We start from the raw sequence: 23794 nt of genomic DNA on the forward strand, positions 1-23794 counted from the left end.
TCACCTCCGGTCGATAGGCAGGCGCGGATCGCGGTTGCGCACCGGCACCGGGACCGGCTGCGGCGCCACCGGCGGCTCGAACAGGGCGCCGAGGCGCAGGAACAGGCGTACGATCAGGTCCATGATCTCCCTCAGCTTTGTGCAATGAAGATGGTGCCCAGCACGATGAAGCCGATGCCGGCGATACGCATCGCGCTCAGATCCTCGTGGAAGACGAAATAGGCGTAAGCCGCGACCACGACATAGGCGAGGCTCAGGAACGGGTAGGCATAGCTGATCTGCACCTTGGAGAGCACGATCAGGTGCGAGGCCATGCTGATGACGAAAGTACACAGGCCCGCGAAGACGAAGGGATTGAAGACGACACGGAAGACAGTGGCAATCAAACCGTCGCCGGCGACGTCGAGCGAGCCGACACCGGTCATGCCGCGCTTCAGCATCAGTTGCGCGGCGGCGTTGGTCAGCACCGTGAACAGGATCAAAGGAAGATAGGCGTTCATCGTGGCGCTTGCCGGCTCCGCATGGCTTCGTCGCCATCGGAATGGGGTCGAAAATACTTCAAATGCCTTAGGGGCCGGCGCCGACTTGCTCGTAGCGTTAAGCGGACCCTGCCGCGATCGATGAAAATCGCGAGCGATCCTTCCTGCCAGCAATGGGCCGGCGGCAGGCTAGGCTCGCTCGCGATCAATGGAGCGGATGCTGATCATGCCCCTTCCCAACCGCGTCAAACCCGATGGCACGCTCTTCGCCAACCCGGCGCGCGGCACCTTCTACGGCAATCGCGGCGGTCGCTTCCACGATCCCATGGCGCATGAGCTTCCCGCCCGCATCCAGGCGACGCGGCAATGGCTCTGCTGTGTCCTCTCCTTCAAGGGGCGCAAGCGCAAGGTCTGGGGCAACGGCTATACCGAACTGTTCTTCTGCGACGAGGTGACGGCGTTCGCGGCCGGACACCGCCCCTGCATGGAATGCAGGCGCCAGGATGCGCTGGCCTATCGCGCGGCACTGGTGCAGGGCCTCGGCCTCCCCGAGACGCCGCTCTTCCCGGAGATCGATCGCATCCTCGATGCCGACCGCCTGGACGGCCGAATGAAGCGCATCCATCGCCTGCCGGCCGAGCAATTGCCCGATGGCGCCATGTTGCTTTCCGACGACGGAACGGATTTCCTGGCGCTGCGGGGAGCGTCTGCCCTGCTCTGGTCGCCCGGTGGTTATGTCGAGCGACGCAAGCGTCCAGCGGGAACGGTGACCGTCCTCACGCCGCCTGCCAGCATCGCAGCCATGCAGCACGGCTACCGCCCGCAATGGCATCCGAGCGCCGAGGCGTTCGACGCGGCCTGACGCCTTGGCGGGCAGGAACTTTCCCCCGCGCACCAGCGTTGCCGCAGCATCATCGTTCCAAACGGGGGCTTCAAATGCGTTCCATCATCCTCTGGCTTGTAGGCGTTCCGATTCCGGTCATCATCCTGCTGTGGTTCTTCATGAAGTAGCGTGCGGTTGCGTCGCGTGGAGAAGGCCGGGCCCAGCGCCCGGCCTTTTCGTTTCGCGGCGCTTCCCGCCATGAACTGACAGGCGATCATGCTTTTCCCGCATGACCCCGCCATCGCAACCCAGCACCGGCTCCCCTATATGCCGCCCATGTCAGACACGACCTCGCCGATCATCTCGGTCTCCGGCCTCTCCAAGACCTATGCTTCAGGCTTCAGCGCGCTGAAATCGGTCGACCTCACGATCAGGCGCGGCGAGATCTTCGCCCTGCTCGGCCCCAACGGCGCCGGAAAGACGACGCTGATCAGCATCATCTGCGGCCTCGTCCGGCCGAGCACCGGCACGGTCACCGCCGATGGCCACGATATCCTCGTGGACTATCGCGCCGCCCGTTCGGCGATCGGGCTCGTGCCGCAGGAGTTGACGACGGACGCCTTCGAGACAGTGTGGTCCACGGTGAATTTCAGCCGTGGCCTGTTCGGCAAGCCGCGCGACCCCGCCCTGATCGAGCGTATCCTCAAGGACCTCTCGCTCTGGGAGAAGAAGGACAGCCAGATCCGCATGCTCTCGGGCGGCATGAAGCGGCGCGTCATGATCGCCAAGGCGCTCTCGCACGAGCCGCGCATCCTCTTCCTCGACGAGCCCACCGCCGGCGTCGATGTCGAGCTCAGGCAGGACATGTGGCGAATGGTGCGCCGGCTGCGCGACGACGGCGTCACCATCATCCTGACCACCCACTATATCGAGGAAGCCGAGGAGATGGCCGACCGCGTCGGCGTCATCTCCAAGGGCGAGATCATTCTGGTGGAAGAGAAAGCCGAGCTGATGCGCAAGCTCGGCAAGAAGCAGCTCTCGCTCCAGCTCCAGCAGCCGATCACAGCGATCCCCGAGCCTCTGGCGAGCTTCGACCTCAAGCTCTCGGCCGCCGGCGACGAGATCGTCTACACCTATGACACGCAGGCCGAGCGCACCGGCATCACCACCTTGCTGCAGGGCCTGGCCGAGGCCGGTATCCGCTTCCGCGACCTCAGCACCAGCCAGAGCTCGCTCGAGGACATTTTCGTGAGCCTGGTCAAGGAGCGCCGCTGATGACAGGTCTCAATCTCCACGCGATCGCCGCGATCTACCGCTTCGAGATGAACCGTACCTGGCGCACCCCGCTCCAGAGCATCGTCTCGCCCGTGCTCTCGACCTCGCTCTATTTCATCGTCTTCGGGGGCGCGATCGGCTCGCGCATGCAATCGGTCGAGGGCGTGCCCTATGGCGCATTCATCGTGCCCGGCCTGATCATGCTCTCGCTGCTGACGCAGAGCATCGCCAATGCCTCCTTCGCGATCTATTTTCCGAAATTCACCGGCACGATCTACGAATTGCTCTCCGCGCCCGTCGCCTGGTGGGAGGCGGTGATCGCCTATGTCGGCGCCGCCGCGACCAAGTCGATCCTGCTCGGGCTCATCATTCTGCTGACCGCCGCCTTCTTCGTGCCGCTGCGGATCGAGCATCCCGCGATGATGCTGCTCTTCCTCGTGCTGACGGCGACGACCTTCAGCCTGTTCGGCTTCATCATCGGCATCTGGGCCGACGGTTTCGAGAAATTGCAGGTCATTCCGCTCTTGATCGTGACGCCGCTGGCCTTCCTTGGCGGCTCGTTCTACTCAATCTCGATGCTGCCGCCCTTCTGGCAGACGGTGACGCTGTTCAATCCCGTGGTCTACCTGATCAGCGGCTTCCGCTGGAGCTTCTACGGACTCGCCGATGTCAGCCTTGGCGTCAGCCTCGGCATGACGCTCATCTTCCTCGTCGCCTGCATCGCGACCGTCGGCTGGATCTTCAAGACGGGTTACCGGCTCAAGAACTGAGCCGATAACCGCTGTCATCCGTCAGGAGCCGGAACGGGTCGCCTGCCAGTCGAGCTTGGCGCCGGCAGCCTCGCTGCTGCCGGTCATGCGGTCGTTCTCGGCGCGCCCGGTATAGCTGCGCCCGCCGGCCATGAAGCTGATCTCGCCGCCCTTCATGCGCGCATCCGAAATCGGCTGCGCCTTGCCCGCGACCGTCAGCGTTCCCGACAGCTTCTGGAAGCTCTGCGTCAGCTTGAGTTCGCCATCGCCGAGGCGCCAGGTGCCCGCGACCTTGGCCGGGACGACCCAATGATAGGCGCGGCAATAGCTCGAGCAATTTTCGGCGACGATCGCGGTCTCGTCCGGCTCCCAGTCATCCATCATGAAGGTGTTGGAGACGACGCGTGTCCCCGGCTTCATGTCGAGGATCGTCGGCCGCAGCTTGAGATTGAGCTCCGGCAGCAGGAACAGCGTCAGCACCGTCGCGTCCGAGAAGTTGGTCTCGAAGATGTCGCCCTCGACGAAGCGCGCCCGCTCGGTCACGCCCTCGGCCTGGGCTGTCCGCTGGGAGAGCTTCACCATGTCGGGATTGTACTCGATGCCGAGCGCGCGCACGCCGCGCTTGGCCGCCGAGATGACGGTGCGCCCGTCGCCCGATCCGAGATCGACGAGGTAGTCGTCCTTCGTCAGCTTGGCCATCTCGAACATGCGATCGATCAGGGCCTGCTGCGTCGGCACCCAAACGACGTCCTTGCCGGCCTGGCCGGAGCGCGGAACGTAGTCGGGGACGGCACTCGGGTCCTTCGTCGCCTGGACCGGTTGGGCCTGGACGGCGAACGGCGCGAGCAGGCCGATGACGCAAGCAGCAGTGAGGGCGCGAACGATCTTCATCATGTCTCTCCTGTCGAACGGTCGTTACTTGAGCGAGGCGGGTGCGGCATCTGCGGGCAATGCGGCCTTGGGCTCTCTGCGGCGGAACAGCAGCAGCGGCAGCCCGGCCAGCACCACGGCGAGGCCGACGAGAGCGCCCTTGCCGGTATAGGCAAGGCTGGCATGCAGCATGTAGGCGCAAGCCAGGCAGAACAGGATCGGCGTCAGCGGATAGAGCGGCACCCTGAAAGGCAGCGCCCGGCCGGGCTCCCGCCAGCGCAGGATCGGCAGGGCGAGCCCCACCAGCAGCAGGAAGGCCCAGAACACCGGCGCGCTGTAATCGACCATGGCCTGGAAGCCGTCGCGGCTCGCCGCGCCGAGTCCGACGAGCAGCAGGGCCACGGCGCCTTGCAGCAGCAGGCCGTTGGCCGGAGCCCGCCCGCGCTCGTCCCATTCGCCGACGCGCGGCAGCAGGGTGAGGTCCCGCGCCATCGCGAAATAGACGCGTGCCCCGGTGAAGATCGTGGCGTTCAGGGTCGAAAGCGCCGCAACGACGATCGCGAGGCTGACGATCAGCGCTCCAGGTGCGCCCGCGACGCGTCGCATCATGTCGGCCGCGACGGCCTCCGAGTTGCGCAGACCGTCGAGGCCGAGAATCGCGAGCAACGCCAGATTGGCGAGCACATAGATGGCGATCAGAATCAGCGTTCCGATCGTCAGGACCTTCACCATGTTGCGGGCGGGATCCTTGAGTTCCCCCGAGAGATAGGCCGCTTCCGACCAGCCGCCATAGGTCAGCAGCACAAAAACCATCGCGAGCCCGATCGCGGCCGATGCCGGCGCAGGCGAGGCCGTCTGCGGCGGGGCTTCTCCGCCTCCGAACAAGCCGAGCAGAATGATCGCCCCGAGCGCGCCGACCTCGATGAAGGTCATGACGATCTGCATCCTCTTGCTCTGGGTCGTGCCGATGACGTTGAGCGCGGTCAGGGCGACGATGGAGAGCGCTGCATAAATCGCTGGCCCCATCGGCCCGATCGGCACGATCTGTGCCGCGTAGTCGCCCAGCACGAAGGCAACGGCCGCGATCGCACCGGTCTGGATCACGGTCCCGCGCGCCCAGCCGAACAGCATCGCGACCGGCCGGCCATAGGCGCGAGTCAGGAAGTGATACTCCCCGCCCGTATGGGGATCGGCGGCAGCGAGCTCGGCATAGCAGAGCGCGCCGATCAGCGTGACGATGCCGCCCGCGACCCAGATGCCGATGAAGGCGGCCTCGCTTCCGACATTGGCCGCCACGATCGCCGGCGTCTTGAAGATCCCGATCCCGACGACGATGCCGACCATGATCGTCACAGCATCGAAAACGGACAGGGTCGGTTGCGGCTCGGCCTTCGCGGCTGCGGGCATTCAGTCCCCCTAGTTTGGTGAGAGTCGTACGACGGAAGTCGGACGGGAGAATGCGGCGGGAATGACGGTTGTTCCGCTCACAAACCAGTCGGCAATGCTCACGGAGCCGTGAGCGCGGCGTGATCGAGCGAGTTATCCGGTGCGGAAGGCAAGAACGATTGACTTCCTCCGCCTCATCCTGTCTTCACACCCGCCATGACCGATCTTTCGACCCTTGAAGCGTCCGCGGCCTCCGCCGCGCCGCATGCGCGCCGGCGCACCTTCGCCATCATCTCGCACCCGGACGCGGGCAAGACGACGCTGACCGAGAAGCTGCTCTATTTCGGCGGCGCCATTCAGCTCGCCGGCGAGGTGCGCGCCAAGCAGGGCCGGCGCCAGACCTCCTCGGACTGGATGAAGATCGAGCGCCAGCGCGGCATCTCGGTCGTCACTTCGGTGATGACCTTCGAGTACGGGGGGCACGTCTTCAACCTGCTCGATACGCCGGGCCACGAGGACTTCTCGGAAGACACCTATCGGACGCTCACCGCCGTCGACGCCGCCGTCATGGTGATCGACGCCGCCAAGGGCATCGAGGACCGTACCAAGAAGCTGTTCGAGGTCTGCCGCCTCCGCGACATCCCGATCGTCACCTTCATCAACAAGGTCGATCGCGAGACGCGCGACCCCTTCGACCTGATCAACGAGATCGAGACCACGCTGGCGCTCGACGTCGCGCCGATGACCTGGCCGGTCGGCCGCGGCCGTGAATTTGTCGGCACATACGATCTCAAGGCCAATACCTTCCGCCGCAACCAGAAGGGCGACGAGCGCGCCGAGGACCGCCAGGTCTCCGGCTGGGACGATCCACTCTTCGACGAGCTCCTGCCGCATGGCGCCGCCGAGACCTGGCGCGAGGAGGTCTTCCTCGCCGCCGAAGGCCTGAAGCCCTTCGATCTCCAGGCTTTCCGCGAGGGCCATCTGACGCCGCTCTATTTCGGCGCGGCCTTGCGCGATTACGGCGTGCGCGACCTGATCGATGCGCTCGGCGCCTATGCCCCGAGCCCGCGCGCGCAACTCGCCGACAAGCGCCCGATCGAGGCGGACGAGCCGAAGATGACCGGCTTCGTCTTCAAGATCCAGGCGAACATGGACCCGAACCACCGCGACCGCATCGCCTTCATGCGCATCTGCTCGGGCAAGCTGTCGCGCGGCATGAAGGCCAAGCTCGTCCGCACCGGCAAGCCGATGCCGCTTAACGCGCCGCAATTCTTCTTCGCCCGCGACCGCTCGATCGCGGAGGAGGCCTTCGCCGGCGACATCGTCGGCCTGCCCAACCACGGTACCCTGCGCATCGGCGACACGCTGACCGAGGGCGAGGACATCGTCTTCAAGGGCGTGCCGAGCTTCGCGCCCGAGATCCTGCGCCGCGTCAAGCTGAAGGACGCGATGAAGGCCAAGAAGCTGCGCGAGGCACTGCAGCAGATGGCCGAGGAAGGCGTCGTCCAGCTCTTTCTGCCGCATGACGGCGCGCCCGCCATTGTCGGCGTCGTCGGCGCGCTTCAGCTCGACGTACTCAAGGAACGCATGGACGCCGAATACTCGCTTCCGGTCGATTTCGAGCCTTGCCAGTTCTCGATCGCGCGCTGGGTCTCCTCGGAGGACAAGGTCGCGCTGCAGAAATTCGTCGGGTTGAAACCCTCGGCCATGGCCGACGATCTCGACGGCGACCCGGTCTTCATGGCATCGAGCCAGTTCACACTGAAATACGATGCCGAGCGCGCACCCGACATCACCTTCTCGGACGTGAAGGACTACCAGAAGGTCACGAAGGCCTGAAGCTGTGCTGGGCTAACGTTCCTCCGCGAATCCCAGCGGGATTGCCGAGGTCGATTTCAGCTCCTCCATCGCGAACATCGAGGTCACGTCGCTGAGGTCGATGCGCGAGATCAGCTTCTTGTAGAGCGTGTCATAGGCGGCAATGTCCGAGACGCAGGCCTTGAGCAGATAGTCGATCTCGCCGCTCATCCGGTAGAAATCGACGATCTCCGGCAGGTCCTGCACCGCCGTATGGAAGCGCTCCAGCCATTCCATCGAATGCCGCGCGGTTCTCACCGCGATGAAGACCGTGACCCCGGCCTTGAGCTTGTCGCGGTCGAGCAGGGCGACGCGGCGCTTGATGTAGCCGCCCTCCTCCAGCTTCTGCACCCGCCGCCAGCAGGGCGAGGACGACAGCCCCACCGCCTCGGCAAGTTCGGCGAGCGGCAGGCTGGCATCCTCCTGCAGGCGCGCCAGGATGCGCAGATCGAAAGCATCCAGCTTGGCCATTGCACCTCGAAGAAATCGAAATCGGCTTCCTTCGTGAAGAATGAAGCGGAGAAAAAATTCCAAGCATCATTCCACAAGAGGCAATCAATTCCAATCGGGGATGAAAATTCTCCATCTCCGCAAACCACTGCCCGCGTTCGGCGCATATCATTCCCAAACAGTTTCAAGAGGGAAATGGCATGCAGGGTTTTCTCAGCGAGGAGCGGCGCGGGGCCGTGTTGCGCAATCTGCGGACCGATGCGGGTACGCTGACGCGCGACTACCTGAGCGCCGCCCGCGAAGTGCTGCAGGAGCTCGTCGCCATGCCCGACCTGATCCAGCGCCTGCCGCTGGAGCGCAAGGCCGGCTGCTACAGCCGCAACCTCCTCGCCGGCGACGAGAATGTCAGCGTCTGGGCGATCGTCTGGGGCGCGGGCTCGGCGACCTCGATCCACGACCATCATTGTTCCTGCTGCTTCGGCGTCGTCTCGGGCACGGTCACCGAGACCTGGTATCGCGCGATCGACGCCAATCGCGCCGTGCAGACCGAGGAGCAGGAGCGCCAGCCGGGCTATGTCGCCTGCATGCTGCCTTCGGGCCCGAATATCCACCGCATGCGCAATTCCGGACCGGGCGAGGCGATCTCGATCCATATTTACGGCTTCGACCACGAGGTCCACGCCTCCTCGATCGAGACCGAGTACACCGCCGTCAGCGGCTGACTGCTTCCCGCAGGGTATTTTATCCCCGGCTTCGCGACAGCGGCGATGATGCCCTCCTCATCGGGAGGGCATTTTCATGTCGATGCGCGCCATCGGAACCTGGGTCGGTCTCGACAGAGCGGCCGAGCCGGGTTTGACCGTCACCCGCGAGCGCCTGCTGCGCCTCGCGCCTTCCGCCAATGCGACGATCGTCACAGGCATTGCCGGGCGCTTCGATGATCTGGCGGATGATCACGACGTCACCACCCGGCTGCGCCTCTGCCATTTCCTGGCACAGGCGGCGCACGAGACCGACGGCTTCCGCACGCTCGAAGAATATGGCGGCCCCGCCTATTTCATCCGCTACGAAGGCCGGCGCGATCTCGGCAACACGCAGGCCGGCGACGGCATCCGCTATCACGGCCGTGGCATCTTCCAACTCACCGGCCGGGCCAATTACCGCCGCTTCGGTCAGTTGCTCGGCATCGACCTGGAGGCCGAGCCCGAGCGGGCGAAGGAGCCGGAGACCTCACTGCGCGTCGCCTTCGCCTACTGGGCCGAGCGTGCCATCAACACCGCCGCCGACGCTGACGATGGCGAGCGCGTGACGAAGCTCATCAATGGCGGCAGCAACGGTCTGGCGGAGCGCGCTCGCTTTCTCGCGAAGGCGAAGGGGATCTGGCTTTGAGGGTCCTCACCCAGCCAGCCGGCCTTTCGTCACGACCTGCCCGGAAAAAGTTCCATGAGAAGCGGGAATGTCCGCTGGTGCCGACCGCATATCTGGAGCAGGCACAGCGCCTTGCGAAGCGTCCGGGTGTTGCCCATCATCGGATCATGACGACGCTGCCTCAGACCTCGACCGATCATCGTCCGCCGCTCTGGGCGGCGCTTGCGATTGCGATCCTTCCGGTCGTGGCCGCCTCGGTCGCCGGCAGCGCAACGACCGTGCCGCAAATCCCGACCTGGTATGCCGGGCTGGTCAAACCGCCGTTCAACCCGCCGAACTGGATTTTCGCGCCGGTCTGGACCGCGCTCTATGCGCTGATGGCGCTGGCCGCATTCCGCATCCTGCGCCTGCCGGTCGGAACGCCCGGCCGCCGGCGCGCGCTGCTGGTCTATCACCTGCAGCTTCTGTTCAATATCGGCTGGTCCTTCGCCTTCTTCGGCGCCAACAGCCCGCTCGCGGGCATCGCGGTCATCTTGCCGCTGCTCGTCCTGATCGCGGCGACGATCGCAGCCTTCAGGCCGCTCGATCGGCTCGCCTCGAATCTGCTCTGGCCCTATCTCGCCTGGGTCGCCTTCGCGACGCTGCTAAACGCCTCGATCTGGTGGCTCAACCGATAGTATCCGAGCTCACCCGATCGAGCGCTCGATCACCTTCATCACGGTCGCGCGCAGCTCCGCGATTGTGAAGGGCTTGGCCATCACCTCGGCGACGATCGACTCGAGGCTTTTCGCCCGCTCGCGCTGCTCGGCATAGCCGGTCATCAGCATGATCGTCAGCTCCGGGAACTGCTGCTTGGCGGCGAGCGCCAGCGCGATGCCGTCCATCAGGGGCATGCGGATATCGGTCAGCAGCAGGTCGAACCGCCCCTGCTCGGCGTCGAGGATGTCGAGCGCCTCGGCCCCGTCGGAGGCGATGAGGCAGCTATGTCCGTCGAGGCTCAAGCCCCGCGCGACCAACTGGCGCAGCGGCTCCTCGTCATCGACGACCAGAATACGCGACATGAATGCTCCTCAGATGCCGGGCAAGCCGGCCTGATCATCGGTTTCGACCACGCCGACATAGGGCAGTTGCCGGTACGAATGGGCGACGTCCATGCCGTAGCCGACCACGAAATAGTCGGGGCATTCGAAGCCGACATAATCCGCCTGGATGTTGACAGCCCGCTTATGCGGCTTCTCCAGCAGCACGGCGGTCGACACTTTCGCGGCCCCGCGCGCGGCCAGCAGGTCCTTGGCGAAGGCCAGCGTCCGGCCGGACTCGAGGATGTCGTCGACCAGCAGCACGTCGCGGCCGCGCACCTCGCTCTGCACGTCGCGCAGGATTTCGACCTGGCCCGAGGAAACGGTTCCCGAGAGATAGCTCGACAGGTGGATGAACTCGACCTGCGGCGAGAGTCCGGTGCGGTGCATCGCCCGGATCAGGTCGGCAGCGAACATGAAGCTGCCCTTCAGGACGGCAACGACGAGCAGATCCTTCGGATTGCTGCCCGCGATGGCCTGCGCCATCTCCTCGTTGCGCCGCGCTATCGTCGCCTCGTCGTAGAGAACCCTGATACGCCGTTCCGGCATGATGACTCCGTTTCGATACCCGGCCGCAACTGGCCTTGCGCGCTTCAGGCGCGCCGAAGGCCGATGCAGGCGATGATCCGTGAAAACCGTCCGGCTGCTGGTCCGGCACGGTCGACAGGCCCCTGTCCTAGCAGCCTCAGCGCTTGCTGGCGAGATTGGCCGCAGTCGCAACCGAGGTGAAGCGCACCCGGACCGACTGCCCCTGCTCCGGCGGCGAAGCCAGCCGCGCCCGGAAGCGGACGAGTTCCGCAGGCTCCAGGCTCGCCCGCGGCGGATCGGTCGTCCAGGTGTAGAGCGTCGCACCGCCCGCATCCTTGACCGCGACCTCGATCAGCGGCACCGCCGTCTTGCTCTTGGTGACATTGGTGACGTCGCCCTCGACGATGAGGAAGCGATTCTGGCCGTCGGCGACGACACCGCTCTCGATCGCGCTGAGGCTGAGCCCGCGGACGTTCACCGGCATCCCCAGCCTGTCGAACAGACCGGCCAGTTGCGGGGCGGCACGAACCGCCGCCTCACGCTGCCAGACGACGCCGGCAAGCAGGACGAGACCTGCGAGGGCCGCAGCCAACGGCCGTCCGGCTCCGCCACGCCGCAGGAACGCACCGGACGCCTTGCTCGGCTTGGCCGGACGCTTGCCGCCGCGGCGCTTCGGCATGGCGGCTACGGGCGCAGGTGTCTCGACGGCAGGCGGCTCCTCAGGGGCGTCCTGCCCGCCCGCTTCAGCGGCAACGGCCGTGATCTCGGCATCGATCGCAGCGGCGCGCTCCAGCTCCTCGGCGAGCAGCGCCTGGGTCTCTGCCTCGCTGGGGGGCTCCGGGAAGGCGGCAGGCTCGACATGCCAGGACGTCTTGCAGTTGGCGCAACGCACCTTGCGCCCTTCCGGCCCCAGTTTGGCCGCGTCGAGTTCGTACTGGCTCGCGCAGGATGGGCAGACGATCAGCATGGCTGCGAGCCAACTCCTTCAAGACGGTTGCCGCAAGTACATCGGCGCATCGACAGATCGCCGCATGACAGCGGCCAATGCGCGCGTTTCCATTGGCGCGATTTATGGTTAACGCCCCGTGAAGAATCTCTGGGGCAGATTGGTCGCATCACGGTCTTTCCGCGCGCGATGGCTTGCGGTGTAGGATCGGATGCGGATTCGCAAAAGACTGGTTCAGCGAGGAAGACCGCTTGGTTCGGTTCGAGAATGTCGGCCTGCGTTACGGCATGGGCCCGGAGGTGCTGAAGGACATCAACTTCAGCATCGAGCCGCGCTCGTTCCAGTATCTGACCGGCCCCTCCGGCGCCGGCAAGACGACGCTGATGCGCCTGATCCTGATGGCGCTGAAGCCGACGCGCGGACTGGTCAACCTGTTCGGCCAGGATGTCTCGCGGCTCGACTCGGACACGCTCACCGCCTTCCGCCGCCGCATGGGCGTCGTCTTCCAGGATTTCCGCCTGCTCGACCATCTCACGGTCTACGAGAATGTCGCACTGCCATTGCGCGTCCTCGGCAAGGAGGAGGCGAGCTATCGCGCCGAGGTCGTCGAGTTGCTGCGCTGGGTCGGGCTCGGCGAGCGCATGCATGCCGTGCCTCCGGTGCTCTCCGGCGGCGAGAAGCAGCGCGCGGCCATCGCCCGCGCCCTGATCAGCCGGCCCGAACTGCTGCTCGCCGACGAGCCGACCGGCAATGTCGATCCCGGCCTCGGCCGGCGCCTGCTGCGGCTGTTCATGGAGCTGCAATCGCTCGGCACCGCCGTCGTGATCGCGACCCACGACCTCAATCTGATGGATATCTACGACGCCCCGCGTCTCGTGCTGGCCGACGGACACCTGCATGTCGACGCCTGAAACCCACGACCGGGAATCCGAGCGGCAGCCGCGCGGCCTGCCCGCCAATCTCCGGCGGGACCAGCCGCTCGTCCCCGTCGACAATGTCGCCGGCCGCGCCCTGATGGCGGTAATCGCGATCCTGACCTTCCTCGCTTCGCTCAGCGCCGGCGCCGCGATGCTGGCCGCGCGCGCCTCCGACCAATGGCGCGGCGCCATCTCCAACGAGATGACGATCCAGGTCCGTCCCGATTCGCGTCGCAAGATCGACGACGACGTAGCCCGCGCCGTCATGCTGGCGAGCGGATTGAAGGAGGTCGAGAGCGTCCGGGCAGTGCCCAAGGCCGAGTCGGACAAGCTGCTCGAACCCTGGCTCGGCACGGGGCTCGATCTCGTCGAGCTGCCGGTGCCGCGCCTGATCGTGCTGAAGCTGAAGACGGACGCTCCTCCCGACCTCGCCGGCTTCGGCGCGACGCTGCGCCGCGAAATCCCGACCGCGACGCTCGACGACCACCGGCTCTGGGTCCGGCGCCTCTCCGCCATGGCAGGCACCATCATCGCCTCCGGCTTCGCGATCGTGCTGCTGGTGCTGACCGCAGCGGCGCTCGCGGTCGCCTTCGCCACGCGCGGCGCCATGGCCGGCAGCCGCGACAGCGTCGAAGTGCTGCATTTCGTCGGAGCCAACGACGACTTCATCGCCCGCGAGTTCCAGAGCCGCTTCATCCGGCTCGGCCTGCGCGGCGGGCTCTTCGGCGGGCTCGCCGCGATCGCCACGATCGGCGTGCTCGGCTTCCTCGCCTCGCGGTGGAGCGCCACACCCGAAGCCGAGCAACTGCAGGCCCTGTTCGGCGCCTTCGAGATCGGCTGGACCGGCTATGGCGCCGTCATCCTCGTCGCCCTGGTCGTCGCGATCATCGCCGGCCTGGTTTCGCGCTTCACCGTGCGCCACCACCTGAGGATGCTCGCATGAGCATTCCTCTGGCTGCACGGCGTCAACCAAGCCTTAACCCTTGCGGCGGGGCCGGACGTAGGTCCGCCGCCGTTATGCCCGATTGGCGCGCTAGGACGACGGCGTCATGGCCATGATCGGCAGCACAGACGACCATCTCACGATGGCCCAATCCGATTCCGCGTCCCGGAGTGGCAAGCCTGCCCGGTCGATCTCGCTGCGCCGCATCCTCGGACTGGCAGCAGCGGCCCTTGCCGGCATCGGTCTGCTGCTTCTCGGCATCGGCTATGTCCGCTTCATCGGGATGATCGACGCACGCGAACCGGCGAACACCCCGCGCACCGATGCGATCGTCGTCGTCACCGGCGGGGCCCAGCGCGTCGGCGATGCCATGGGCCTGCTCGGGGCCGAGCGCGGGCAGCGGCTGCTGATCAGCGGCGTCAACGAGAAGACCGGCCGCGAGGAACTCGCCAAGCTGAACCCGGCCTCGCGCGATCTGCTCGCCTGCTGCGTCGATCTCGACTACCGCGCCCGCAACACCATCGGCAACGCCATCGAGGCGCGGCGCTGGGTCCGCCGCCACGGCTTCGACTCCCTGCTCGTTGTAACCTCGAACTATCACATGCCGCGCACGCTCGCCGAGTTCGCGCATGCGATGCCCGGCGTCAAGCTCGTCGCCCACCCGGTCGTCACCGACCATATCGATACCTCCGGCTGGTGGAGCCGTTGGTCGGTCGTCAAGATCCTTGTGCCTGAATACGCGAAATACCTGGTCGCACGCCTGCGCAGCCTCGTCGAACGCGACCCGGAAACCTCCCGTCTTTCGGTCATCATCGGCGGCCGCAAGCCGGTTTCGCCGAAACCTGCCGATACGCTCGGCCCCGCCGCCGAGAAGCGCACGCACCTGCTGGGCCAGCATCGTCAAGAAGGTTGACGCCGAAACGGCAAGGCGACGCTTGACCGGGAGGGCATCTCGGGCTCATTGCGCAGCATGCTCGTCCTGCGCTCGCTCACCTTCAACGTCCTGTTCTATGCAAATCTCGTCCTCTGGCTGATCTTCGCCGTCCTGCCCGCGATGCTTCTGCCCCGGCGAATGCTGCTGGCGGTTGCGATCGGCTGGTCGCATTCCTCGCTCTGGCTGATGCGCGTCGTCGCCGGCACGCGCTGCGAGATCACCGGCATCGAGAACATCCCGCAGGGCGGCCTGATGGTCGGCGCCAAGCATCAGTCCTTCCTGGAGACCTTCGCGCTGGTCACGGTCTTCCGGAACCCGGTCTTCATCCTGAAGCGTGAGTTGACCTGGATCCCGGTCTTCGGCTGGGCCCTGACCAAGCTGCGGATGATCCCGGTCAATCGCGGCGCCCGGGCCCGCGCGCTTTCCGACGTGACCCGCCGCGCCAAGGTCGAGCTCGGCCAGAACGGCCGCCAGCTCCTGATCTTCCCGGAAGGCACCCGCCGCCCTGCGGGCGCGCCGCCCGCCTACAAGTTCGGCGTCGCCCATCTCTATGGCGAACTCGGCGTTCCCTGCGTGCCGGTCGCGCTGAATTCCGGACTCTACTGGCCGCGCCGCAAGTTCCTGCGCCGCCCCGGCACCGTCCGGATCGAGATCCTGCCGGCGATCGAGCCGGGGCTCGACAAGGTCTCGTTCCAGAACCTTCTGCAGGAGCGCATCGAGACTGCGAGCGACCGGCTCCTGGCGCAGGGCCGCGCCGAACTCGCCGCGCGTGGAATGGACCCGCTCGCCGGCTCCTGACAGACCCTGACAGCATAGATCCGACCAAGGCGCGGTTTCCGTTCCGGCCCCGCTTGACTTATCCCCATGTCGTTCCCATTTTGTTCCTATCACAGGAGGAACGGACATGGCCGCTCTCGCCTATCGCTACACCCCCGATCTGTTCGACGAGGCGCCGGCCGCCCGCGAAATGCCGCTGCGCAGCACCGCCGCGCTCAGCGAACGCCGCTTCACCGCCTGGCGCGGCCGTTCCGGCCGGCGCTATGTCGCATCGGTCTTCGCCGTCGACGACACGCATGCTCTGAGCTTCACCGATGCGGTGCTGCTCGCTGTCTCCGCCGACCGGCGCATCATCGCCGCCCGCGATTCCGGCCCCTTCGGAATCGAGGCCGCGCTCGGCCGCTGGCAGCGTTCGATCATGGCCGCCGGCGCCTGCGAGATCCATGTCCACCTGCTCGCCGAAGACGGGATGAGCCGCCGCGCCGCCCTGCTCGACCTGATGCCGGAAGCGAATCCGGAGGCGTGATCAGCCCGCCAGCGGCGGATGCGGCGCACCGAGGCCCGGCGCCAGTTGCTGGGCCAGTTCGGCCAGCACGGGGTCGAAGATGCCCATCTTGCGCAGATGCTCCTGCGTCTGCAGCACATAGTCCGGATTCTCGCCGGACTGGCCTCTGCCCTCCCGCACGAGCTTGAGCAACTGCTCGGCCGGCAGCTTGCCGGCATATTGCAGGTGGTTGCGATCGGCGACATAGACGATGCCGCGCACCTGCCGGCCGTCCTCCAGTTTCAGCGCGACATGGCGCTCGAGATAGACCGAGGTCGCCTGTTCGCGCGCCCGCAGGTAGTCCACCGTCTCCTGCGCCTGCCCGGCCGCGACACGGAAGGCGAGGCCGCGGCAGACCCCGCCGCGATCCAGCCCCAGCACCAGCCCCGGCCGCTCCGGCGTGCCGCGATGCACATGCGAGAACACGCAGAGCGAGCGATGATAGCCGTGGAGGCGCGCCTGCACGCTCTCCTCGAAGGCGAAGCCCGGCCGCCAGATCAGCGAGCCATAGCCGAAGACCCAGAGATCGGTCGCGCCGAATTCGGTCGTCATCCTCGTCCCATAATTTGGCCGCGCCGGCCTGCTTGCTTGAGCATCAGACCGAAAAGCGGTACCCGCCTTTCGAGCAAATCCAGTGCCACGACAATGCGATAGACCGCCCGCGAGAGCGATCCGGGCGATCTAGCGATCCGCCCGCCCCTGCGCAAGGAATGCCTGCCGCATGACCGATCCCCTTCCGACGCGCCGCCGCAGCCGCTTCTGGCTCTACGGGCCCTTCATGCTGCTCGCCGTCCTCGCCGCCGCCTGGTCCGCCTTCTGGTTCTATGCGCGCGGCCGGATCGCGACCGAGATCGACACCGCGTTGGCCCGGGAGGTCGAGCGCGGCCGCACCTGGACCTGCACCAACCGCAGCATTGGCGGCTTCCCCTTCCGCATCGAACTGCGCTGCAGTGCGCTGAGCCTGACCTCGACGCGCTGGGGCGATGCGGTCCGCGTCGAAACGGGCCCCGCGGTCGTGGTCGGCCAGATCTATTCGCCCGGTCTCGTCATCCTGGAGGCATCGAGCCCGGCGAAGGTCACGCTGCCCGAAGGCCGCGTGCTCGACCTGACCTGGAAGAATCTCGATGCCAGCTTCGCCTGGCGCAGCCCGGAGCGTTTCGCGCTCGTCGCCAGCGAGCCGCGCGGCGTGCTGACGACGCCCGGCCTCAGCACCGAGAACTGGGGCGCGGCCACACTGGAAGCGCATTTGCGCCGCAACCCGACCCGCCCCGCAACCGATCAGGCCGTCGACATTGCCATCGCCGCCAAGGGCACGATCCTGCCGCCGATCGATGCGCTGCTCGGCAACACGGACACCGGCGAGATCGACCTGCAGGCGACGCTCACCCAGGCCGAGAACTTCCGCAAGGGCTTCAACCCCGATGCGCTCGAAGGCTGGCGCGCCGCCAACGGCTCCTTCGAACTGACCCGCCTCGTCTCGACCAAGGGCAAGGCCCGCGTCGACGGCAGCGGCCAGCTCGTCCTCGACCCGCTGCGCCGCGTCGCCGGTGATCTCCAGCTCGCCGCAGCCGGCATCGAGCAGATCGGCGGCCTGCGCATCGGCAACCTGCTCGGCGGCCTCGGCGGTTTCCTCGGCGGGCGCGGCAACAACGCCGGCACGCCTCAGGGCCTCACCACCCTGCCGCCGGTCTCGCTGCGCGAAGGCCGGGTTTTCATCGGTCCCTTCCGCCTGCCGCTCCAGCCGCTGCCGCCGCTGTACTGACAAACGAAAAGGGGCGCCTCACGGCGCCCCTCGAACCTTCTTGAAACCCAGAAACCGGATCAGGCCGCCGGCAGCGCCGCACGCGGCGCCTCGATGCGGGTGATCGCCTTCTTCACGGCTTCCTGCACCTTCTCGAAGGCGCGGACCTCGATCTGGCGGACGCGCTCGCGCGACACGCCGAACTCCTCGGAGAGCTGCTCCAGGGTGATCGGGTCCTCGGCCAGACGGCGCGCCTCGAAGATGCGGCGCTCGCGCGGATTGAGCACCTCCAGCGCCTCGCGCAGCGCCGAGTGGCGGTTATCCGCCTCCTCGGAATCGGCAAGGCGGCGCTCCTGGCTTTCCGAATCGTCGACCAGCCAGTCCTGCCACTCGCCTTCGCCATCCTCGCGCAGCGGCGTGTTGAGCGAAGCGTCGCCGCCGAGGCGGCGGTTCATATCGACCACGTCCTGCTCGTTGACGCCGAGCTTGGTCGCGATCTGCTGGACCTGGTCCGGGCGCAGATCACCCTCGCCCAAAGCCGAAATCTTGCTCTTGGCCTTGCGCAGGTTGAAGAACAGCTTCTTCTGGTTGGCCGTGGTGCCCATCTTCACCAGGGACCACGAGCGCAGGATGTATTCCTGGATCGAGGCCTTGATCCACCACATCGCATAGGTGGCGAGGCGAAAACCCTTCTCGGGCTCGAAACGCTTCACCGCCTGCATCAGGCCGACATTGCCTTCCGACACGACCTCGCCGATCGGCAGGCCGTAGCCGCGATAGCCCATGGCGATCTTGGCAACGAGGCGCAGGTGAGACGTGACGAGCTGGTGCGCCGCATCGCGGTCGCCATGCTCGCGCCAGCGCTTGGCCAGCATGTATTCCTGGCTCGGTTCCAGCATCGGGAACTTACGGATTTCATCGAGATAACGTGACAATCCGCCTTCGGCGGACAGGACGGGCAGCGAAGCACTCGCCATGCTCGTTCTCCTCATCGAGGCCCCCGCTTGGCGGCAGGCCCTCCGCGCGATCAACCTTCGCGCAGGCTTCGGATTCGGCAATACGATCCAACGCGGGAACCTGTCATCGGTTCGGTTGGAACGCTCGCTTGCGGCGCCCCCTTGGCCATCCGCATCCGAACAACACCAGTATATGCGAACTCACTCTGGCGGAAAGGTGGCAAAACCGCCGGTTTCGCTCACAGCCGCGCGAGCGCGGCTTGCAGATTCGCAAAATCCTCGGGCGGCTCGGACTCAAACAGCATCTCTTCGCCGCTGGCGGGATGCTCGAATCCGAGGATCGCCGCATGCAACGCCTGCCGGCCCAGCGTAGCCAACGCGGCCTGCGCATCGGCGGGCAAGCGCACCGCCTTCGTGGCGAAGCCCGAGCCGTAGAGCTGGTCGCCCAGCAGCGGATGGCCGATATGGCTCATATGCACGCGGATCTGGTGCGTGCGCCCCGTCTCAAGCCGACATTCGATCAGGCTCGCGAGAGGCTCGGTTTCGTCGAGCCCCTTCAGCAGCGGCGGATAGCGCTCGAGCAGTTCGATATGGGTGATCGCCTCGCGCCCGCGCCCTTCCTTCACCACGGTCATCTTCTCGCGGTTGCGGGTCGAACGCTCGATCGGCGCGTCGATCGTGCCCTCGCGCAGGCGCGGCACGCCCCAGGCGATGGCGAGATAGGCGCGTTGCAACGGCCCGGTGCGGCCATGGTCGGCGAATTGCTTGGCGAGCTTCTGATGCGCCCGGTCGTTCTTGGCGACGACGAGCAGCCCGCTCGTATCCTTGTCGAGCCGATGAACGATGCCGGGCCGCCGGACGCCACCGATGCCGGACAGGCTCTCGCCGCAATGGGCGATCAGCGCATTGACCAGTGTGCCGTCCTCATGCCCGCCCGCCGGATGGACGACGAGCCCTGCCGGCTTGTCGATCACGATCAGGTGCTCGTCCTCGTAGACGACGTCGAGCGGGATATCCTGCCCCACCGGATCGGCCGGCTTGGCCGCCGGCATGACCAGGGCGATCGTGTCGCCTTCGACCACCTTGCGGCTGCCATCGCTGAAGACGGCGCCGTTGAGGCTGACCCCGCCCTCCTTGATGACCTGTTGCAGCCGTGCGCGCGAAATCTCGCCGGCAAGCAGGGCCAGCGCCTTGTCCAGGCGCTGGCCGGCCTGCTCGGGACCGACCGTGAGGGTGACGGCGGCATTGGGATCGAGAACGGAAGTCATGGCGCCGCTATAAGGCGCATGGCCGCCGGCCGCACGCATTTTCAGCTCAGCCGAACAGCCTGAAGCCGCTCTTCTTCGGCTCCGGCGGCGGTGGCTCCTCCGGCCCCGGATCATCGGGCGCGTGCGAGACCGGGAAGATCACCGGCTTGGGCGGCACCGTCTCGCGCGCGGCAGCAGGCTTGCTCTCGGCCGGCTTCGCCTCGACGGGCTTGGCTTCAGCCGGCTTCGCAGGTTCCGCAACCGCCTCCACCGGCTTCGGCTCGACGGCCGGCTTCGGCTCCTCCTTCGGGACCGGCGGCGCAGCGGCCACGACGGGCTCTGGCTTGGGTTCTTCCTTCGGTGCAGCCGCGGGTGGAGGGGGCGGAGGAGGCGGCGCAACCGCTGCGGGTTCGATCGTCGTTACGCTCTCGGCCTTCACCTCGATCAGCTTGGTCGAATCGTCGAGATCGGCCAGCACGTCGTCGACGGCTTGAGCCCGGTTGCCGAGCGTAGCCGGCGGCACGGTCCAGACGAAGGCGTCGAGCCGGCCGGTGATCGGCGAAACCGGCATCCAGTGATCGGAGACCAGCCCGTCCGCCACCCAGGCGGCGTCGCGCGGTGCCCGCGTCGCCCGCGCCAGCCATTCGCGCACGCGGCCGGCAGCGCCGTGCTCGGCATCCTCCAGCTCGGCCATCAACAGGCAGGCACGCACCGAGGCGCCGCCGGCCAGCAAAGGCTTAAGCGTCTCGCGTGCCTTCTGGAACTCGCGCGCCTGGATCGCGGCGCCGGTCAGCGCCAGCACGCTTTCCGGATCGGAAGGGCGCAGCTTCGTCAGGGTCGTCGCCCGGGCAAGGCGATCGAGCGCGCTGTCGCCCGGCCGCGCATCGAGATAGGCGGCGGCGATGTCGGGATGGGGCGCATCCTTCCAGGCGGCTTCCAGCAGCTTCGACGCCTTGCGGACATCGCTCCGCTCGGCAAGCATCCGGCCCGCCAGAGCGGCAGCCGGCGTCAGCGACGGCGCGAGCTTCACGGCCTCAAGTGCGGCGGCGAGCGCTCTTTCCGGTTCGTTGTCGCGCGCCTGCAAGGCCTCGGCCGCGAGCAGCACGGCGCGCTGACGGCGTGCCTCGGCCTTGTCGGCCAGGCGCAATGCCGCCCGACGCTCGACGGCGGTGCGGGCCGCCGGCCAATCGCCGGCCTGCGTGTGGAAATCGAGCAGCGCGTCATTGGCCCAGGCCAGCGAAGGCGAACGGCGGACGGCATCATCCGCGAAAGCCCGCGCGGCGGTGACATCGCCACGCCGCTTGGCCTCGACGAAGAGGCCGCGCAGGCCGAGCACGCGCGTCTCGGATTTATCCAGCATCGCCTTGAAGGCGGCCTCGGCCAACGCCCGGTCGCCGCTCAACTGCGCGGTCTGCGCCTCCAGCAGCAGGGTCAAAGGCTCGCCCGGCACGAAGCGGCGCGCCTCGCCGGTATAGCGCCCGGCCGCAATGGGATCGCCCGCGCCGATCGCGACCATGCCGCGCGACACGGCCTCGAAGCCGCGCGCCCGGCGCCGCGCCCGGGAGGACATGCTGAAGGCCGAAGGCAGGCCGAAGACGAAGCGGAAGATCGCCCAGACCAGCAGGACGAGAAAGGCGAGCGCGACGACGCCGATCGCCGCCAGCGCTACGCTCGTCTCGATGCGATAGCCCTGCCAGAGCACGGAAACCTCGCCCGGCCGGTCGGCGAGCCAGACGGCGCCGAAGGCAAGGCAGGCGAAGACGGCGAGGTAGACGAGAACGCGAACCATGAACCCTCAACCCTCCGTCAGCCGGCCACGCCGAGCGCCGCGACCGCATCCTGCGCAATTTTGGCGATCGCCGCATCCGCCGCGGCACGCTTCTGCAGATCGGCACCGAACTCCGCACTGGCACGGCGCGCCGGCTCGGGCAACTGGCCCCAAAGCGCCGTAGCCTTGACGATATCGCCGGCAGCGATGGCGCCTTCGATCCGGATCGGCAACGTCGCGGGATCGGTCGAGCCGCTATCGCCGACCGGGCGCACCGTGACGACGCGGCTCGCCAGCGCCAGCAGCTTGTCGCTCCAGCTCTCGGAAGCCGGCATCACCTCGCGCTGGAACATCGCGCCATGCTTGCGGAAGCCCGCCTGCAGGGTCTCGCGCGTCGGCGCGCCGCCCGTAGCGACGGCCGCCAGAGCGGCGACATCCGCCTGCGCCACGCCGCTTTTCGTCAGCGCCGCGATATCGCCGGCGAAAGGACGCCCGCCGGCAAGCGCACGCTGCACCCGCTCGGCCAGAACGATCCGCGCCGCCGCCATCGCTTCGGGGCTCGCTCCGGATGCAGCCTTCGCCTGTGTCTCGACAGTCCCGAGCCGCCCGGCGATCTGGTCGAGGCGCTGACCGATGGCGGTCGCCGCCGCCTCGGCCCTCTGGGCCTGCGCGGTGAGAGCGCTCGTATCCGGCGCCTGCGCATTCCCCAGCGAAGCGAGCTTCGCCGTCACCGCCTGCAATTCGGAACCGGCCTTCGCCGCCGCTTCCGTCGCAGCGGCCGCCTTGCGGTCAGCCGCGGCAGCACCAGCCTGCAAGCTCTCGATCCGGCTGCGCAATTCGGCAATCGCCTCGGTATTTCCCGACGGGCCCGACCTGGTCAGGGCATAGCTGACGAGCGCCCCGCCGATCACGCCACCGACGAGCCCGGCCGCAGCCACCGCAAGCCAGGGTGTGCGGGTCGGAATCTCGCGTTCGGCGGACGGGCGCAGCGGCTCGACCGGCGGCGGCGAGAATTCCTGCGGCAGCGCTTCGGTCGGTGCGAGCGCTTCCGGGGAAGGTGTCGCGGCTTCCGTATTCTCAACGGTTTCCGACGAGACCGCCTTCAGCTCGACGGTCGGCGGCGTGCGTTGCAGGCTGCCGCGCGGTTCCGGTCGGGCCGCATCTAACAGATGTTCGCGCGCCGAGACCTGCTGGAGCGCCGCCAGCATCCCGGCTTCCTCCGGATGCTCGGCGACCAGGATCGTGCTGGCGCCGGCCGAGATCAGCGGCGAGGCGACATCGGCCGAAAGCGCGACATGGGTGAGCTCGAGCGCCTCGTCGGCCACATTGGCGGCCTGCGCCAGCGCGATGAAGGTCCGCGCCCCGCGCGCCGAGTAGTGCAGCGCCGCACCGCCGCCGCCATGCCGCAAAGCAGCCTGCGTATCCTCGGGCAGGACCGAAACCGGCTCGGCCGCATAGGCGGTCCAGAGCGTCACCTCGTAGCCGGCTTCGCGCAGGCGGTCCGGCACATCCTCCTTGCGGTCGCGCCCGACGATCATCAGGAGCTTCGCCGGGGTCGGAAGGGTCCGCGTGATCAACTCGATCAGGTCGTTGCGGTCGCCATCGGCGCTGCGGGTGTCGTCGAGCCCGGCCTCGCGCACCTTCGCCGCAGTCCGGCTCCCGACCGTGAAGACCGGCAGGTCCCGCCAGCTCGCAGGGCCATCGGCCAGCGCCGGCACGCCGTTGCCGCTGGTCAGCACAAGCGCGTCGAAGGCGCCCTCAGGTGCGGCCTCCGAAAGGCGGACAACCTCGAAGAGCGGCGCGACCACCGGCTCGAAGCCGTGCTCGGCGATGGCGCGCGCGGTCCGCTCGGCATCGGGGCGGGGACGAAAAACGAAGACGCGCATTCACAGCTCCTGACAAAACCGGCGGCGACCGCAGGACGATCCGCGAACCGTGCAGCATTCCGCGATCACGCTGCATTGAGGCGGAACAATGATCCTGCCCATGCCGTCTCCTTTTTCCGTTCCTGCCGTCGTGGCCGCCAAGGCGCATGTTGCGACGCGCCTCTTGGCCTTGCGCCCCCTCGCGCACTATACGAAGGAATTGCCGGCACGGAACCGCCGGACGGCACTTCTGGATCCTGATCCCTCATTCCGCGAGACAAGTCGACCGATC

General features: G+C 67.2%; 26 protein-coding genes. 13 read left to right on the forward strand and 13 right to left on the reverse strand.

Annotation, left to right across the window (positions count from 1 at the left end):
- Nucleotides 1-123, reverse strand: coding sequence for a hypothetical protein (locus Q9235_RS17145; RefSeq protein ID WP_306223019.1), 123 nt, complete (start codon nucleotides 121-123; stop codon nucleotides 1-3).
- A gap of 8 nt (nucleotides 124-131) precedes the next feature.
- On the reverse strand, nucleotides 132-500 hold the full coding sequence (locus Q9235_RS17150) for a DMT family transporter (protein WP_306223020.1): 369 nt from the start codon (nucleotides 498-500) through the stop codon (nucleotides 132-134).
- 205 nt (nucleotides 501-705) lie between these two features.
- Between Q9235_RS17150 and Q9235_RS17155 the strand changes: the two genes are divergently transcribed.
- The 3 genes from Q9235_RS17155 (at nucleotide 706) to Q9235_RS17165 (ending at nucleotide 3347) form a co-directional block, all read left to right on the forward strand.
- Nucleotides 706-1341, forward strand: coding sequence for a hypothetical protein (locus tag Q9235_RS17155; RefSeq protein ID WP_306223021.1), 636 nt, complete (start codon nucleotides 706-708; stop codon nucleotides 1339-1341).
- Nucleotides 1342-1638: 297 nt separating this feature from the next.
- On the forward strand, nucleotides 1639-2577 hold the full coding sequence (locus Q9235_RS17160; RefSeq protein WP_306223022.1) for an ABC transporter ATP-binding protein: 939 nt from the start codon (nucleotides 1639-1641) through the stop codon (nucleotides 2575-2577).
- Nucleotides 2577-3347 carry an ABC transporter permease gene (locus Q9235_RS17165; RefSeq protein ID WP_306223023.1) on the forward strand — a complete coding sequence of 257 codons (771 nt, stop codon included), beginning with the start codon at nucleotides 2577-2579 and terminating at the stop codon, nucleotides 3345-3347. The genes Q9235_RS17160 and Q9235_RS17165 overlap by 1 nt, the downstream gene beginning before the upstream one ends.
- Before the next feature lie 21 nt (nucleotides 3348-3368).
- Here the strand turns inward: Q9235_RS17165 and Q9235_RS17170 are convergent, their stop codons facing one another.
- Nucleotides 3369-4220 (reverse strand): SAM-dependent methyltransferase, encoded by an 852-nt coding sequence (locus tag Q9235_RS17170; RefSeq protein WP_306223024.1) that lies wholly within the window; start codon nucleotides 4218-4220, stop codon nucleotides 3369-3371.
- 21 nt (nucleotides 4221-4241) lie between these two features.
- Nucleotides 4242-5603: an APC family permease gene (locus Q9235_RS17175; RefSeq protein WP_306223025.1), complete on the reverse strand. Its 1362-nt coding sequence runs from the start codon at nucleotides 5601-5603 to the stop codon at nucleotides 4242-4244.
- A 195-nt stretch (nucleotides 5604-5798) separates the two neighbouring features.
- Here Q9235_RS17175 and Q9235_RS17180 point away from each other — a divergent pair, with 195 nt between their 5' ends.
- The gene (locus tag Q9235_RS17180) at nucleotides 5799-7421 is read left to right on the forward strand and encodes a peptide chain release factor 3 (protein WP_306223026.1); all 1623 of its coding nucleotides are present in this window, start codon (nucleotides 5799-5801) and stop codon (nucleotides 7419-7421) included.
- A 12-nt stretch (nucleotides 7422-7433) separates the two neighbouring features.
- On the opposite strand, the gene Q9235_RS17185 is transcribed toward Q9235_RS17180, so the two are convergent.
- Nucleotides 7434-7901, reverse strand: coding sequence for an Lrp/AsnC family transcriptional regulator (locus Q9235_RS17185; protein ID WP_306228321.1), 468 nt, complete (start codon nucleotides 7899-7901; stop codon nucleotides 7434-7436).
- 188 nt (nucleotides 7902-8089) lie between these two features.
- Here Q9235_RS17185 and Q9235_RS17190 point away from each other — a divergent pair, with 188 nt between their 5' ends.
- The 3 genes from Q9235_RS17190 to Q9235_RS17200 all read left to right on the forward strand — a co-directional run bounded on the left by Q9235_RS17190 (nucleotide 8090) and on the right by Q9235_RS17200 (nucleotide 9934).
- The gene (locus tag Q9235_RS17190) at nucleotides 8090-8611 is read left to right on the forward strand and encodes a cysteine dioxygenase (protein WP_306223027.1); all 522 of its coding nucleotides are present in this window, start codon (nucleotides 8090-8092) and stop codon (nucleotides 8609-8611) included.
- A gap of 76 nt (nucleotides 8612-8687) precedes the next feature.
- Nucleotides 8688-9278: a glycoside hydrolase family 19 protein gene (locus Q9235_RS17195; RefSeq protein WP_306223028.1), complete on the forward strand. Its 591-nt coding sequence runs from the start codon at nucleotides 8688-8690 to the stop codon at nucleotides 9276-9278.
- Between the two features lie 146 nt (nucleotides 9279-9424).
- Entirely contained in the window at nucleotides 9425-9934 is a 510-nt protein-coding gene (locus Q9235_RS17200; RefSeq protein ID WP_306223029.1) for a TspO/MBR family protein, read from the forward strand.
- Nucleotides 9935-9943: 9 nt separating this feature from the next.
- Here the strand turns inward: Q9235_RS17200 and Q9235_RS17205 are convergent, their stop codons facing one another.
- From Q9235_RS17205 to Q9235_RS17215, 3 genes are all read right to left on the reverse strand, one after another.
- The gene (locus tag Q9235_RS17205; RefSeq protein ID WP_306223030.1) at nucleotides 9944-10318 is read right to left on the reverse strand and encodes a response regulator; all 375 of its coding nucleotides are present in this window, start codon (nucleotides 10316-10318) and stop codon (nucleotides 9944-9946) included.
- 9 nt (nucleotides 10319-10327) lie between these two features.
- Nucleotides 10328-10885 carry a hypoxanthine phosphoribosyltransferase gene (hpt, locus tag Q9235_RS17210; RefSeq protein WP_306223031.1) on the reverse strand — a complete coding sequence of 186 codons (558 nt, stop codon included), beginning with the start codon at nucleotides 10883-10885 and terminating at the stop codon, nucleotides 10328-10330.
- 136 nt (nucleotides 10886-11021) lie between these two features.
- A complete protein-coding gene (locus Q9235_RS17215; protein WP_306223032.1) occupies nucleotides 11022-11831 on the reverse strand; it encodes a zinc-ribbon domain-containing protein in 810 nt (269 codons plus the stop codon).
- Nucleotides 11832-12097: 266 nt separating this feature from the next.
- Here Q9235_RS17215 and ftsE point away from each other — a divergent pair, with 266 nt between their 5' ends.
- The 5 genes from ftsE to Q9235_RS17240 all read left to right on the forward strand — a co-directional run bounded on the left by ftsE (nucleotide 12098) and on the right by Q9235_RS17240 (nucleotide 15907).
- The gene (gene ftsE, locus Q9235_RS17220; RefSeq protein WP_422678380.1) at nucleotides 12098-12721 is read left to right on the forward strand and encodes a cell division ATP-binding protein FtsE; all 624 of its coding nucleotides are present in this window, start codon (nucleotides 12098-12100) and stop codon (nucleotides 12719-12721) included.
- On the forward strand, nucleotides 12708-13670 hold the full coding sequence (locus tag Q9235_RS17225) for a cell division protein FtsX (RefSeq protein WP_306223034.1): 963 nt from the start codon (nucleotides 12708-12710) through the stop codon (nucleotides 13668-13670). The genes ftsE and Q9235_RS17225 overlap by 14 nt, the downstream gene beginning before the upstream one ends.
- 106 nt (nucleotides 13671-13776) lie before the next feature.
- Complete coding sequence (locus Q9235_RS17230) at nucleotides 13777-14583, forward strand: YdcF family protein (protein ID WP_306223035.1); 807 nt, start codon at nucleotides 13777-13779, stop codon at nucleotides 14581-14583.
- Between the two features lie 57 nt (nucleotides 14584-14640).
- Complete coding sequence (locus tag Q9235_RS17235) at nucleotides 14641-15402, forward strand: lysophospholipid acyltransferase family protein (RefSeq protein ID WP_306223036.1); 762 nt, start codon at nucleotides 14641-14643, stop codon at nucleotides 15400-15402.
- A gap of 106 nt (nucleotides 15403-15508) precedes the next feature.
- Entirely contained in the window at nucleotides 15509-15907 is a 399-nt protein-coding gene (locus Q9235_RS17240) for a hypothetical protein (RefSeq protein ID WP_306223037.1), read from the forward strand.
- Here Q9235_RS17240 and Q9235_RS17245 read toward each other — a convergent pair whose 3' ends face one another.
- The gene (locus Q9235_RS17245) at nucleotides 15908-16477 is read right to left on the reverse strand and encodes a gamma-glutamylcyclotransferase (protein WP_306223038.1); all 570 of its coding nucleotides are present in this window, start codon (nucleotides 16475-16477) and stop codon (nucleotides 15908-15910) included. It abuts the gene before it with no gap.
- 169 nt (nucleotides 16478-16646) lie between these two features.
- Here Q9235_RS17245 and Q9235_RS17250 point away from each other — a divergent pair, with 169 nt between their 5' ends.
- Nucleotides 16647-17687, forward strand: a complete 1041-nt coding sequence (locus Q9235_RS17250; protein ID WP_306223039.1) for a DUF2125 domain-containing protein — start codon at nucleotides 16647-16649, stop codon at nucleotides 17685-17687.
- A gap of 59 nt (nucleotides 17688-17746) precedes the next feature.
- Here Q9235_RS17250 and rpoH read toward each other — a convergent pair whose 3' ends face one another.
- From rpoH to Q9235_RS17270, 4 genes are all read right to left on the reverse strand, one after another.
- A complete protein-coding gene (gene rpoH, locus Q9235_RS17255) occupies nucleotides 17747-18643 on the reverse strand; it encodes an RNA polymerase sigma factor RpoH (RefSeq protein ID WP_306223040.1) in 897 nt (298 codons plus the stop codon).
- A 218-nt stretch (nucleotides 18644-18861) separates the two neighbouring features.
- Nucleotides 18862-19890 (reverse strand): RluA family pseudouridine synthase, encoded by a 1029-nt coding sequence (locus tag Q9235_RS17260; RefSeq protein WP_306228323.1) that lies wholly within the window; start codon nucleotides 19888-19890, stop codon nucleotides 18862-18864.
- Between the two features lie 46 nt (nucleotides 19891-19936).
- Nucleotides 19937-21658: a heme biosynthesis protein HemY gene (locus Q9235_RS17265; RefSeq protein WP_306223041.1), complete on the reverse strand. Its 1722-nt coding sequence runs from the start codon at nucleotides 21656-21658 to the stop codon at nucleotides 19937-19939.
- 17 nt (nucleotides 21659-21675) lie between these two features.
- Complete coding sequence (locus Q9235_RS17270) at nucleotides 21676-23523, reverse strand: uroporphyrinogen-III synthase (RefSeq protein ID WP_306223042.1); 1848 nt, start codon at nucleotides 23521-23523, stop codon at nucleotides 21676-21678.
- Nucleotides 23524-23794: the final 271 nt, after the last annotated feature.

The sequence above is a fragment of the Bosea beijingensis genome (genome assembly GCF_030758975.1).
Lineage (GTDB): Bacteria > Pseudomonadota > Alphaproteobacteria > Rhizobiales > Beijerinckiaceae > Allobosea > Allobosea beijingensis.